General features: G+C 42.5%; 15 protein-coding genes. 10 read left to right on the top strand and 5 right to left on the bottom strand.

Features of this window, described 5'->3' with window-relative positions; all coding sequences use genetic code 11:
- Positions 1 to 40: 40 nt before the first annotated feature.
- The 3 genes from ACTWQL_RS06395 to ACTWQL_RS06385 all read left to right on the top strand — a co-directional run bounded on the left by ACTWQL_RS06395 (position 41) and on the right by ACTWQL_RS06385 (position 3,666).
- Entirely contained in the window at positions 41 to 2,224 is a 2,184-nt protein-coding gene (locus tag ACTWQL_RS06395; RefSeq protein ID WP_443141623.1) for an anthranilate synthase component I, read from the top strand.
- Between the two features lie 416 nt (positions 2,225 to 2,640).
- Complete coding sequence (locus ACTWQL_RS06390; protein WP_443141622.1) at positions 2,641 to 2,970, top strand: MGMT family protein; 330 nt, start codon at positions 2,641 to 2,643, stop codon at positions 2,968 to 2,970.
- Between the two features lie 99 nt (positions 2,971 to 3,069).
- Entirely contained in the window at positions 3,070 to 3,666 is a 597-nt protein-coding gene (locus tag ACTWQL_RS06385; RefSeq protein ID WP_443141621.1) for a superoxide dismutase family protein, read from the top strand.
- 54 nt (positions 3,667 to 3,720) lie between these two features.
- Here ACTWQL_RS06385 and ACTWQL_RS06380 read toward each other — a convergent pair whose 3' ends face one another.
- Positions 3,721 to 4,131, bottom strand: a complete 411-nt coding sequence (locus ACTWQL_RS06380; protein WP_443141620.1) for a DUF1761 domain-containing protein — start codon at positions 4,129 to 4,131, stop codon at positions 3,721 to 3,723.
- A gap of 164 nt (positions 4,132 to 4,295) precedes the next feature.
- Here ACTWQL_RS06380 and ACTWQL_RS06375 point away from each other — a divergent pair, with 164 nt between their 5' ends.
- The 3 genes from ACTWQL_RS06375 to ACTWQL_RS06365 all read left to right on the top strand — a co-directional run bounded on the left by ACTWQL_RS06375 (position 4,296) and on the right by ACTWQL_RS06365 (position 5,969).
- Positions 4,296 to 4,481, top strand: coding sequence for a hypothetical protein (locus tag ACTWQL_RS06375; protein ID WP_443141619.1), 186 nt, complete (start codon positions 4,296 to 4,298; stop codon positions 4,479 to 4,481).
- Positions 4,482 to 4,691: 210 nt separating this feature from the next.
- A complete protein-coding gene (locus ACTWQL_RS06370) occupies positions 4,692 to 5,138 on the top strand; it encodes a GNAT family N-acetyltransferase (protein ID WP_443141618.1) in 447 nt (148 codons plus the stop codon).
- A 66-nt stretch (positions 5,139 to 5,204) separates the two neighbouring features.
- A complete protein-coding gene (locus tag ACTWQL_RS06365; RefSeq protein ID WP_443141617.1) occupies positions 5,205 to 5,969 on the top strand; it encodes an NRDE family protein in 765 nt (254 codons plus the stop codon).
- 19 nt (positions 5,970 to 5,988) lie between these two features.
- Here the strand turns inward: ACTWQL_RS06365 and ACTWQL_RS06360 are convergent, their stop codons facing one another.
- The 4 genes from ACTWQL_RS06360 to ACTWQL_RS06345 form a co-directional block, all read right to left on the bottom strand.
- On the bottom strand, positions 5,989 to 6,453 hold the full coding sequence (locus ACTWQL_RS06360; protein WP_443141616.1) for a DUF2512 family protein: 465 nt from the start codon (positions 6,451 to 6,453) through the stop codon (positions 5,989 to 5,991).
- Positions 6,454 to 6,616: 163 nt separating this feature from the next.
- Complete coding sequence (locus tag ACTWQL_RS06355; RefSeq protein ID WP_443141615.1) at positions 6,617 to 7,045, bottom strand: hypothetical protein; 429 nt, start codon at positions 7,043 to 7,045, stop codon at positions 6,617 to 6,619.
- Between the two features lie 252 nt (positions 7,046 to 7,297).
- Positions 7,298 to 8,983 (bottom strand): sodium:solute symporter family protein, encoded by a 1,686-nt coding sequence (locus ACTWQL_RS06350; protein ID WP_443141614.1) that lies wholly within the window; start codon positions 8,981 to 8,983, stop codon positions 7,298 to 7,300.
- Complete coding sequence (locus ACTWQL_RS06345; protein ID WP_443141613.1) at positions 8,980 to 9,300, bottom strand: DUF4212 domain-containing protein; 321 nt, start codon at positions 9,298 to 9,300, stop codon at positions 8,980 to 8,982. Before ACTWQL_RS06345 ends, ACTWQL_RS06350 begins: the two co-directional genes overlap by 4 nt.
- Positions 9,301 to 9,636: 336 nt before the next feature.
- Between ACTWQL_RS06345 and ACTWQL_RS06340 the strand changes: the two genes are divergently transcribed.
- From ACTWQL_RS06340 to ACTWQL_RS06325, 4 genes are read left to right on the top strand one after another with little or no spacing between them, the layout of a single operon-like run.
- The gene (locus tag ACTWQL_RS06340) at positions 9,637 to 10,464 is read left to right on the top strand and encodes an electron transfer flavoprotein subunit beta/FixA family protein (protein WP_443141612.1); all 828 of its coding nucleotides are present in this window, start codon (positions 9,637 to 9,639) and stop codon (positions 10,462 to 10,464) included.
- A complete protein-coding gene (locus ACTWQL_RS06335) occupies positions 10,464 to 11,498 on the top strand; it encodes an electron transfer flavoprotein subunit alpha/FixB family protein (protein WP_443141611.1) in 1,035 nt (344 codons plus the stop codon). Before ACTWQL_RS06340 ends, ACTWQL_RS06335 begins: the two co-directional genes overlap by 1 nt.
- Entirely contained in the window at positions 11,482 to 12,777 is a 1,296-nt protein-coding gene (locus ACTWQL_RS06330) for an FAD-dependent oxidoreductase (RefSeq protein ID WP_443141610.1), read from the top strand. Before ACTWQL_RS06335 ends, ACTWQL_RS06330 begins: the two co-directional genes overlap by 17 nt.
- A complete protein-coding gene (locus ACTWQL_RS06325; protein ID WP_225064517.1) occupies positions 12,777 to 13,076 on the top strand; it encodes a ferredoxin family protein in 300 nt (99 codons plus the stop codon). Before ACTWQL_RS06330 ends, ACTWQL_RS06325 begins: the two co-directional genes overlap by 1 nt.
- The last annotated feature ends 153 nt before the right edge of the window (positions 13,077 to 13,229 follow it).

Raw genomic sequence — 13,229 nt, 5'->3', positions numbered from 1 at the left:
TGATTCTTTTCCATGTCTCCTTTCAAAAGGAGGTAGCGTTTTGCAACGACTTTCCAAATCAAATCACCAACCGGAAGAAATTAAAAATTATGATACAGCAGGCGGCATTCAGATTACCCGTACGCAAATATCACTTGATCCAGGCGAGGCTGTATCAAGAATCTTAAAAGATATTGACCACTACCAGGGAGCCCTTTATTCAAGCCGATATGAATACCCAGGTCGATATTCTAGATGGGATGTCGGTTTCATCAACCCACCTCTAGAAATAAGAGCGAAAGGACTGGACTTTACGATCAATGCTTTGAATTATAGAGGTAAAATATTACTTCAAATGATCTCGGAGCGATTAAGTACACGTAATGAAATCGGCTCGTTTGAAAAAACCGACTCACAAATCAAAGCTTCAATTGTAAAATCTAATGCAGTTTATCCTGAAGAGGAACGCAGCAGACAACCGTCTATTTTCAACGTTGTCCGAACACTTAAAGATTTATTTTATTCAGATGAAGATACTTTTTTAGGCCTATACGGAGCCTTTGGCTATGACCTGGTTTTTCAATTCGAGTCGATTGATCTTAAACAACAGAGAGGTGCCAATGAAGAAGATATAAAACTCTTCTTACCCGATGAAATCGTAGTGGTGGATCATCAATCTGATCATGCTTACCAGTTATCCTACGATTTTAGATTCGAGTCACTCAAAACGGAAGGATTGAAACGGAACGGTGCACGTAATCCCGGCCAATCAATCACCGCTACAACATTTAATGAGTATCAACCAGGTAAATATGCCCGATTAGTGGATGAAGCTCGAAAACGGTTTAAACGGGGTGATATGTTCGAAGTCGTACCTTCACAAACCTTATATGAAAAATGTGAAACTCCACCTTCAGAAGTGTTTGAACGACTACAGCAAATCAATCCTAGTCCATATGGGTTCATCATCAATCTAGGCGATGAACATCTGGTCGGTTCTTCACCTGAAATGTATGTACGTGTTGAAGGAAACCGGATCGAAACGTGTCCGATTTCTGGCACGATCAAACGCGGGAAAAACGCATTAGAAGACGCTGATCAGATCCGGAAACTATTGAACTCGAAAAAAGATGAAGAAGAACTGACAATGTGTACCGATGTGGACCGGAATGACAAGTCGAGAATTTGCTTGCCAGGATCGGTGAATGTCATCGGCAGAAGGCAGATCGAAATGTACTCACACCTGATCCATACTGTCGATCACGTTGAGGGGTATTTAAGGCCAGAATTTGATGCATTGGATGCATTTTTGACGCATATGTGGGCTGTAACCGTAACCGGTGCTCCGAAAAAAGCAGCAATAAAATGGATCGAAGAACACGAAGATTCTCCAAGAGGCTGGTATGGAGGCGCTGTAGGTTGGTACAGTTTCAATGGGGATTTGAATACTGGATTGACGTTGAGAACAATCCGGATAAAAAATCAGACCGCTGAAATTCGGGTAGGTGCAACATTACTTTATGATTCGATTCCCGAAGATGAAGAACAGGAAACACTGACAAAAGCAGCAGGACTTATAAAAGCGATCCGTGAACCTATCAAGACTGAGGATGCTCGCGACAACCAGTTGCCAGGAGAGTCGAAGAACGTGTTGATTGTCGATCATGATGATTCATTTGTCCATACATTAGCGAACTACTTCAAACAGACTGGTGCGCATGTGGTCACCTATCGAGCCGAAAAAGCGAGAGAGATGCTGCGATTCCAAAACACTTTTGATCTGGTCGTCCTTTCTCCTGGGCCGGGAACCCCTGCACAATTTGATATGTGGTCAACACTCCGCTTATGTATCGAAAAAGAGATTCCTATCTTCGGTGTATGTCTAGGTTTTCAAGGAATCGTCGAGTATTTTGGAGGGAGCTTGGAATTACTGGATTATCCGCAACATGGAAAAACCTCAACCATTACTCAATTGAATTCAAGCAAGATGTTTGAGGGATTGCCGAATCAGTTTCAGGCGAGCCGCTATCATTCAATCTATGCAGAACATATTCCTGAAAGCCTAATATTGACTGGATTATCCCAGGATGATATCCCAATGGCGGTCGAACATAAATCTCTCCCGATAACCGCCGTACAGTTCCATCCAGAATCAATTGTCAGTTCTGATGGAGATGTCGGTATCCGCATCATCTATAACGTGATGAAGGAACTGGATAAATCACGGGAAAAAATTTCAGTATGACGGAGGAGGTTGTCCCAGGGGGCAGCCTCTTTGGTTTTCATGGATGTTCTGAACTCGTAACGGACACCAGAGCCGTTATTTGTGAATAAATGGGCTGATTTACTAAGATTTTTCCGAAACTGTTTTAGCAAGGAGACTTAAGAAATATGAAGCAACCTCTACCTTTTGATAGCAGGATATCATTGACCTACTATTGAAAGTATCTAGGAATAAAAAGAAGTCTCCTTTCTATTTGATAAGATAGACTTATTTAAAAGCTAATTTGAATATAGGTTGTTTTCACAATTATGAAATTCAATCGCTTTCCGCAGGAATCTCGTATAATTCAATTCTAGCGGTTTCAATTCGTTTCCTTATCACAATTAACAACAACCTATTATAAACAACCTACTTAAAAGGAGGGGAAAAATTCAGAGGTGCAGCCATTTACTGAAAAAGTAATCACGATCATACAAAATATACCTGCGGGTAAAGTAATGACATATGGACAGATTGCAAGACTAGCCGGGAGTCCACGGGGAGCAAGACAAGTCGTGCGCATCCTTCATACAATGAGCCAGGCATATGAACTGCCATGGCACAGAGTCATCAATGCAAAAGGAGAAATTGCAATAAAGGATGAACAACAAAGAAATCTCCAACTTACTGCCCTGGAACAGGAGGGAATTAAGCTGTCTGCCCAAGATAAAGTGGATCTATCTGTATACCGCTATGAACCTGACTGGAATGACGTTGATATCATTTAATGCATTAATTAGGTAAATAGCCTATTTTAATTGAAATAAGTTTAAACTCTTATGATTTTGTGAACGGTGTTATAACACAAAATGTAAGGGGGGACTGTTATGAAATGTTGGCTATCCTTTTTACTCGTAATTATCGTATTTGTAATTCTCAACGCATGCGGTGTTGATAATGATGAGGGCAGTGATTCAGAAGATACATCATTAAGCGGAAAAGAGAATGAAGGGAATACTAGGGATGAAGTCGTACCTATTTCAGTCGAACTGAAGAATGGAGAAGGGGAAAAAGTTGGGACAGCTGATTTGGAGCAACAGTTTTCAGGCGTTGTGATCAAGATTAAAGCGTCCAACCTATCACCTGGCAAACATGGTTTTCACATTCATGAGAAAGGAGTTTGCGAAGAGCCGGATTTCAAATCAGCTGGAGATCATTTCAACCCTACTGATGTAAGTCATGGTGAGCAAGAAGATGGTCCACATGCCGGAGATCTTCCAAACCTTCAAGTGGGAGAAGATGGAACGGTGGAAACGGATATAACCACTGAGAAGGTTACACTTAAAAGTGGTGAAGAAAACTCATTGATTGGATCTGATGGCACCACATTGATCATCCATGAAAAAGCAGATGATCATAAATCACAACCTTCAGGAGATGCTGGAGATCGATCAGCATGTGGTGTAATCAGTCACGGTTCGTAAATTACCTCTTTCGTTTGGTAAAAACACTTCCGCTGAAAAGCCGAAGTGTTTTTTCTATGTAAAAGCTGCCACAATTGTCCCCATTATTGTAAGGGAAACAACATGATACCCTGCGCTTATGAAGAACAGCACAGTATTACGCCCTTCAAATATCGTAGGGGAGATTTCTCGTACGACAGAAAATCCTATTCCCGCCAAGAATCCAAGTGTTGCTCCACTCCATAATGTAATTGGATCAAAAAGTTGTATAAGTAGTGACAGGACGTATGCAGATATAATGCTCCCTAGAAAAGTAAGCAGGTAACCTAAATTTGCGCTAGATGAAGAGATGTCTTCTCTGGTTTTCTTGACCGTTTCCATCCAGATATTCGCAAATAAGAGAGGAGAATACCAAAGTGCACCGATCATTGAGTTCGCTACTGCAGCAAGTGCAATTCCAAGAATACTGATATGTGCTATGTCCAAATGATCATACCTCCTGCATAAATAGTATATTTGTACCAACATCTTACTAGTATTATAGCACGAACTTTGTCTATTCAAATGAATATTTTTAGAATATTCTGCATAAAATTCACCACTCACCTTTTTCATTTTTTAAATCTGAAAAGGAAGGAGGAGTGGCTGATATGGATGGGAATCTCACATATTTTGCAGCTTTAGTTGCTGGTTTCCTCCTGTTGAAATTGTCATTGGATGGTACCTTCTTAGAAAGCTTCGACCCGGCATTGGACATTATTGGAATTATAACTGTTATCGTTTTTGCTGCAGTCCTCATATTCAAAGCTGTCAAGTTGCTGGTAAAAAAAGCATAACGCTTGCGTCAATCATGAGAGGCAACCATAATTAAAGTGGTTGTCTTTTTTTCTTTTTTTGTTGAGAGTGTTGTTTTCTACAAATGGGAAAAATACTCGCTTTCCGCTGCTGGACCAGGATTCATACAATTTCTTGTCTGCCTGCAATTAGCAATAGACTTTTAGAAAACAGCATTTTTTTACTTTTATTTGAGAGGAGTGTCCACAATTTTGATTAAACAAGCTACTTTGAATGAGCTGGATAAGCTTGCTGAACTTTTTGATAAGTATCGTGTCTTTTATGGTAAAACCGCTGATATTGAAGGGAGTAGAACATTCCTGCGAGAACGGATAAAAAACGAGGAGTCAGTGATCTATTTAGCAATGAAGGATGATGAAATTGACACCCTTATGGGCTTTGTACAATTATATCCGATCTTTACATCTGTTGGTTTGAAAAGACAATGGTTGCTGAATGATTTATACGTCGAACCGGCTTACAGAAGGAAAGGGGTCGGTGAAAAGCTGTTATCAAAGGCCGAAGAATTATCCCTACAGACTGCTTCAGCTGGGATTCTTTTGGAAACCGCTCACGACAACACAGGTGCGCAGCAACTTTACGAGAAATACGGATACAATAAAGATAAAGATCATTTCTTTTATTTCTTGAGTACTTGAAAGAATTGTAAAGAAGAACAAATTATACTGATTTGCTAAACCATGTACATGAAGGGAATTAAACGGATGTGTGTGTTATTTTTCGCTTATAAAAAGCACCAAGAGTATCCATTAGTCATAGCAGCGAACCGAGATGAATTTTATGATAGACCGACTGCTCCGGCGCATTTTTGGGAAGATGAACCGATGATTTTGGCTGGGAGGGATTTAAAACAATTGGGAACATGGATAGGGATTACAAAGAATGGTCGGTTTGCTGCGTTGACAAATTATCGTGATCCTTCCGAATCCGTAACCAATAAAACTTCAAGAGGACACATCATTCGGGATTATTTATCCTCACTCTACGCTCCAGAAAATTTCTTACATAGATTAAAAGAAAAGCGTGACAATTTTCAGGGGTTCAACCTGATTGTCGGAAACACAGATTCACTATGGTATTATTCTAATGTCCAGAATGAAATAAAAAGACTGATCCCAGGGATTTATGGACTTAGCAATCATTTATTAGATACACCGTGGCCTAAAGTAGAGAAAGGGAAGTTGGACATGGAGGAATGCCTAAGGAAAGCAGATGACATTGACAGAGACTGCTTGTTTGAACTTTTGAATAACCGAGATCGAGCTGTCCGGAGTGAACTACCTGAGACCGGAATCGGAATAGACTGGGAAGAAAAGCTCTCATCTATATTTATCCAAACCGAAAAATATGGGACACGCTCTTCTACAGTTATGACTATTAATAAGAATCAACTGATGGATTTCAGGGAACGCAGTTTGACTGCTGGAGAAAAACACAACGTTCATCTTACCTTTCGCATACAAGAATAGAAAAAGTGACCGGACATGGTCACTTTTTCTTCTTTTCATCATTTTCATTCAACAGATCGTCATCAGAGGGGGAAAATTCCTCACCGACTTCAGTTGCATATTTTTGAACATCAACATCCGCTTTTGACGGTCGCAAAGGGTTGGTGACTTCGATGAAAATATGATACACGAATTCAGAAATTGCTATAAACAGGGCAGCCAGTGCAGCACCCCAAAATTGGTTGGCCGCTGTATCGATATAGGGATCCGCAAAAAGCCAGAACACAATGAATACCAATCCGAAATCCACAATCGTGGCAATGAAATTACCAAGTCTCTTCAATACATATAAATCCCCAATGACATAACCGACTGCTGTAATCAGCACTGACATCCAAAGAATATTTCCGATCGGTACACCAAAAAATACGGTCAATGTGACATAAGCAATACATATGATTATCAGGAACTTTGAAAGTACAGCTACTATATGTCTTATGTTCAATTTGATTTCTCCTTTATGACAAAAATTCACTCATCCCTATTTTTGCCAAAAGGATATGTATTATTTATGAATTTTCAATTATGTTCATTTTTTCTTTCCTGATGCCATACTCCTATTGACACTTATTAAATAAGAAAACCCCTTATAAAATAATAATAAGAGCTTAGTTTGATATCGATTCAGGTCGCTCTTTCATGAAATGACCCGAACCCAGCCACGCTGATAATGCAAACATGAGGTAGATGGCTTGTGTGGGATGGTTACCCTGAAGCAATAATTGTAAGCCGACTCCGATTCCTAATGAAGGGATCACGATCAACAATGTGCGCATGATCCGTTCAAATCCTTTATTGCGCGGGAGCGGCCAGATTCTGGAGAAAATCACTCCTAGTGCCACACCGAGTGCGGATACGATGATGATTTGGAAGATTACGGCCGGGCTAGGGAATGGCCAATCTGCGAGGAAATGACCGATCAGATAAAACAACTCTAAGAATAATGCAATCCCCAGAGCCTTACGTATGACTTTCAAATCCAGGTATGGTTGAAACATATATAACCCTAAAGTTACAATTCCAAAGAATACTGTCATTGAAAATCCTCCTCTGAAAAGTGACTTTGCTAAACCGTTTATTTTATTTAAGGGGCAGACCCAAAACCTCAAATCTATCAATGTTTGGGTCAGCCTTTTTGGTTTACATGGACTTTCTTGAATCGAAACGGACATCAGGGCCAATCTCTGTGAACAAATGAGATGAGATACTACGATTTTTGGTAAAAATAAGGTTTCCTGTGTCCGTTAGCGGTCTTTCCGAAACAGTATGAGCAGCACTTATCAAATACATCATCCAGTCTTGTCCATCACCTTCGGAACGCGGATATCTTCCACCATCTGTTGGATTTCTTCTGGTGGTGCAGCTGTGCGTCTCGATACAATGAAGGAGATGATGAAGTTCAAGAGTGCTCCGACTACACCGATTCCTTGTGCGGTTATACCGAGGAAGCTCTCGATTACTGGAGTTTCAGTGCCAAATACCTGAGGCGAACGCATTAGTAGAATCATGATGACTGTAAATGCTAGACCGACTGAAATTCCCCAAATCGCTCCTTCACGATTCATCCTCTGATCGAAGATTCCGAGCAAGATTGCAGGGAATAGACTAGCTGCTGCCAGGCCGAATGCAAACGCAACAACTTCACCGACAAACCCTGGTGGATTGACACCGAAATAGCCGGCAACGATGACAGCAAGGAAAATCATTATCCTCCCGACTTTAAGACGTTGTTGTTCACTCGCATTCGGTCTGTAGATCCGATAATAGATGTCATGTGAAACGGCACTAGACATCGCAAGCAAAAGCCCCGAAGCAGTAGAAAGCGCAGCGGCAAGCCCTCCGGCTGCAACAAGCGCTATGAGAATAGGCGCTAGCTCAGCAACTTCCGGTGTAGAGAGCACAATGATATCCGGATCAATCGTCACTTCATTCGCTGCGGCATCGGAAGAAAAGGCTAAAACACCATCACCATTCTTATCTTCCAGTGTCAGTAGACCCGTTTCTTCCCATTTCGTTACCCAGGCTTCTTCACGGACTTGTTCGATTGACTGATCATTGAAACTGTTGATCAGGTTATATTTTGCAAATACTCCGATTGCCGGAGCTGTTGTATAAAGAAGGGCAATGAAAAGCAATGCCCAACCGGCTGACCACCGAGCTGCACGGACATTTTTTACCGTATAGAAACGGATGATCACGTGGGGCAGACCGGCTGTCCCAATCATAAGAGCAAGGGTGACCGCGAATACATTCAGTCCTGACATATCCGTAAATGGTGCAACGTATTCTTTCAAGCCGAGTTCGACCTGTAATACGCTCAACTCTTTTGCGATGTCACTGAATGTAAGGGCTAACTGCGGCACAGGATTACCTGTCAATTTAAACGAAATCGCAATGGCTGGAATCAAAAAAGCGACGATCAGAATCGAATACTGCACCACCTGCGTCCAAGTGATACCTTTCATACCTCCAAGCACAGCGAAAAATGCGACAATTGCCATGCCGATGAGGACGCCGACAACAATATCCACTTGTAAATATCTACTAAAAACAATCCCCACACCACGCATCTGACCTGCTACGTATGTTAGGGAGATGAAGAGTGTCGCGACAGCTGCTACTGCCCGGGCACCGTTGGAATAATACCGGTCACCGATAAAATCCGGCACGGTGTACCTACCGAACTTCCGTAGATAGGGGGCAAGAAGAAGTGCAAGGAGAACATATCCACCTGTCCAACCCATCAGATAAATCGTGCCGTCGTAACCTAAGAAAGAAATCAGACCAGCCATCGAGATGAAGGAGGCGGCTGACATCCAGTCTGCTGCAATTGCAGCACCATTGGCTGCTGCTGGTATATCTTTTCCGGCTACGAAAAAGTTACTCGTATCTTTTACTTTGGAACGCCAACCGATATATAAATAGATGGCAAATGTAAGGATAACAAGGGTCAACGTCAGAGCTTCTACACTCATGTCGATACCCCCTTGTCCTTAGACGAAGATTCTTCAGTCAGGACCACTTCCTGAACATCATACTCCTTGTCTAGTTTGTCCATTCGTATTGCGTAATAAAAGGTCAATATCAAGAATGTGATGATCGAGCCTTGCTGTGCAAACCAGAATGCCAGAGGAACACCGAAGAACTGAATCTCACTAAGAGGTTTTGCAAGAATAATGGCAGCCACTAAAGAAACAAGTGCCCAGATCACTAGCAAAATTCGGATCAAACGAGTGTTTTTCTTCCAATATTCCTTTTGCTTGTGCGACAAATCCTGCTGTGTTTCTTTCATTTCCAGCACCTCCATAAATGGTTCCGTGACAAATCGGACTTGTTACCACCGCTAAAAGATCTCGCATGAATCACCACCTTTCAGATTACACCACCCTGAAAGCGTCTCCATCTCTCTATACCCAAGATTATACATCAGTTATTTGAAAGTTCAAAATATTAAAAAACAATAGATGAGAATTAGTATTACGTTCATATTTTCAAGTTTCACTTCAATTAAGAGATTCCTCACCAAAAATCAGCATGTATCTTATAAACAGTCAATATAGTAGAAGTAGATAGGCGAATTAAGCAAAAATACGAGTCAGCGATTTTCGTAGTAAAGGAGAGGTGTCAAATGCTGCATATCGTCGCTTGCATCAAGCAAGTGCCTGATACGAAAATCATCAAGATGAACCCTAAGACAAACACGATGGATCGGGCAAGTGCGCCAGCGATTTTGAATCCATATGATGCACATGCCGTTGAGGAAGCAGTACGAATCAAGAACAGATATGGGGGTACAGTTTCGGTATTGACGATGGGACCGCCGCCAGCTGTAAAAGCGATCAAGAAATGCATCGAGATCGGTGCTGATGAGGGGTACATGATTTCAGATCGGAGGTTTGCCGGTGCGGATACATTGGCAACCAGTTATGCCCTGACAAAAGCCCTGGAGAAGATCCAGAAAATCAAACCAGTGGACCTGATTCTATGCGGGAAGATGACAATCGATGGTGATACTGGACAAGTCGGACCCGGAATCGCGAGACGTCTTGATATTCCTCCGTTGACCTCAGTGAAAAAGGTGGAGGAAGTCAACCAAGATGCAGGACATATCATCGTTCATCGAAAAATTGAAGATGGACATGAGGTGATCGAATCCAGCCTTCCATGTTTGTTGTCAGTTGAAAAAGAGATCAATGAAGTTCCTTACTCTCCGTTCCCGAATTTGATCAAGGCAGCAAGATATGAACCGAATATCTGGTCCGTGGATGATCTGGAAGATGTAGATATCAAACAGCTCGGATTGAAAGGGTCACCAACCATTGTAGCGAAGGTTTGGGCACCACCGAAACCTGAAGGCGGGAAAATGCTTGAGGGAAGCGTAAACGAACAAGTCGATCAAATCCTATCCGTTATTTTAGAAAAGAAGGAATTATTTGAAACGAAGGGGGGATCTTGATGAATCTTGAAGATTACCATGGTGTTTGGGTTTTTATCGAGGAGCAGGAAGGAACGATTGCTCCTGTTTCCCTTGAATTATTAGGAGCAGGAAGGCGATTGGCGGATAAAAGAGGTGTAGAACTCGCCGGCGTAATCATAGGCAATCAAGTGAAGCCACTTGCATCCACTGTATTCGAATATGGTGCAGACGTCGCCTACGTCTATGACCAAACTATTTTCAAAGATTATCGAACTGAATCTTACATGAAAGCCCTTCTTCATTGTTGTGAAACGTATAAGCCGGAAATCATTCTGTTCGGGGCAACCTCCACCGGAAAGGACTTGGCGAGTGCAGTAGCGACTGACTTGCCGACGGGATTGACCGCGGATACGACTGAATTGGACGTAGAGGAAGATACGGGACTTTTACTGGCCAGCCGTCCTGCATTCGGTGGGAATATCATGGCGACGATCCTGTGTAAGAAATACCGCCCTCAAATGGCTACCGTCCGTCCCAAAGTGATGAAAGCGTTGGACATTGAACCGGGCAGGACCGGAAAATTAGTAGAAGAAAAGATTGATATAAAAGAAGAGGATATCCGTACGAAGGTATTGGACATCGTTAAAGCGACTACCAAAAAAGTCCGGATCGACGAAGCAGATATCATTGTCGCAGGTGGGAAAGGCCTCGGCAGTGAAGAAGGTTTCCAGTTGATCCATCGCTTGGCGGAAACGTTCGGTGGCGCTGTAGGAGCAAGCCGTGATGTGGTTGAAGCCGGATGGATCGAGCACCATCATCAGGTTGGTCAGACAGGGGTCACTGTTACGCCAAAGATCTATTTTGCAATTGGCATTTCAGGAGCGATCCAGCACCTCGTCGGTATGAAAAACTCCAGTATGATCATTGCGATCAACAAAGATCCAGATGCTCCGATTTTCGAAACTTGCCATTATGGAATCGTAGGAGACGCCTTCGAAATCATACCACTATTCATCGAACAGTTCAGCCATGCATTGGAAAAAGAGGAGGTCAATCATGTCGGAGAAGTTTGATTGTATTGTTGTCGGGGCAGGACCTGCTGGAATCGCCTGTGCCTATGAGCTTGCCAAAGGCGGGGCGAAAGTACTCCTCATCGAGCGTGGAGAATATCCAGGTTCCAAAAATGTAATGGGTGGTGTTTTATACCGTCAAATGATGGAGGACGTCATTCCGGAATTTTATAAAGAAGCCCCTTTAGAGCGCCCAATTGTTGAACAGCGATTTATGATGATGGATAAGGAATCTGCCGTCACATTTGGATATAAAGGATTGGAATGGGGGAAAGAACCTTACAATAACTTCACTGTGCTGCGCGCAAAATTTGACCAGTGGTTTGCATCTAAAGCCGTGGAACAAGGCGCTTTGCTCATCAATGAAACGGTTGTGACGGAATGTATCGTTGAAGAGGGAAGAGTTGTTGGTGTCCGAACCGATCGACCTGATGGGGATGTATACGCCGATGTCGTCGTGCTTGCTGATGGTGTCAATTCCTTATTGGCAAAATCGCTTGGTTTCCATAAGGAGTACCGTCCGGATGAAGTAGCCCTGGCGACAATGGAAATTTTGAAATTGGATAAAAAAATCATCGAAGATCGTTTTAACCTTGAACCGAACCAGGGTTGTACCATCGAACTGTTCGGTGATGCGACAAAAGGAATCCTAGGTACAGGCTTTCTCTATACGAATAAAGATTCGTTAAGTATTGGCGTCGGTACGTTATTATCCGGGCTTATCAAGCATAAAATCAGACCATATGAATTACTTGAATATGTGAAGAACCATCCGATGATCCGACCTTATCTTCAAGGAAGTGAGCAGCAGGAATATTTGGCTCATCTCATTCCTGAGGGAGGTTATAAATCAATGGGCAAGGTCGTAGGTGATGGCGTCATTGTCGTTGGTGATGCGGCCCAGCTCGTCAACGCAATCCATCGAGAAGGTTCCAACCTTGCTATGACATCCGGCAGGATCGCCGCAGAAACCGTTCTTTTAGCGATGCAAGCTGATGATTTTTCAGAAGCGTTGTTGGATCGGTACCGCGTCAAGTTGTTGAATAGTTTCGTTGGTCAAGATATGAAGAAATACAAAGATTCGACCCACCATTTCGATAAGTTCCCGCAGTATTTCGATCAATATATTCCGATGGTGAATAAGGCTGCAAGTCAGATGTTCACGGTCGATGGAAAATCAAAATGGGAGAAGCAAAAGAAAATCTTGAAGGACATCGGATCGCCTCGGGAAAAAATCAAAATCGCTCGAGATGTTTATCGGGCTTGGAGGGTGATGAAATAATGAGCGAAGAAAAGAAGAAAGGACAGTCCATCGAGGAAAAGCAGTACCTCGTCCGTTTCAACGCTGACACGAAATCTCATCTCCATGTAAAAAATCCAGAGATTTGTATGACAGACTGTCCGGATAAAATATGCACGATCTTCTGCCCAGCAGAAATTTACAAGTGGGAAGACATCCGGATGCACATCGGGTATGAAGGCTGTCACGAATGCGGAAGCTGCAGGATCGGATGTCCCCATGAAAATATCGACTGGGTCTATCCAAAAGGCGGCCATGGAATCATTTTCAGATTGGGGTAAAGTTGCGTTAATGTAATACAAGGTGTGGGAGCGTGAATGTAGCTCTCACATTTTTTGTGCACCGAAATTGTTCGATCTGTATAATTTGCCGCTGGCTGCAATTCCGAAACAATGTAGAGTACTCCAATTTTGTAAAAACAGCAAGTAAGTTTG

The sequence above is a fragment of the Pseudalkalibacillus sp. R45 genome (assembly GCF_052246725.1).
In the GTDB taxonomy this organism is placed as follows: domain Bacteria; phylum Bacillota; class Bacilli; order Bacillales; family Fictibacillaceae; genus Pseudalkalibacillus.
Note: the sequence above shows the minus strand (reverse complement) of the source record. Positions and strands in the feature narration are given on the sequence as shown.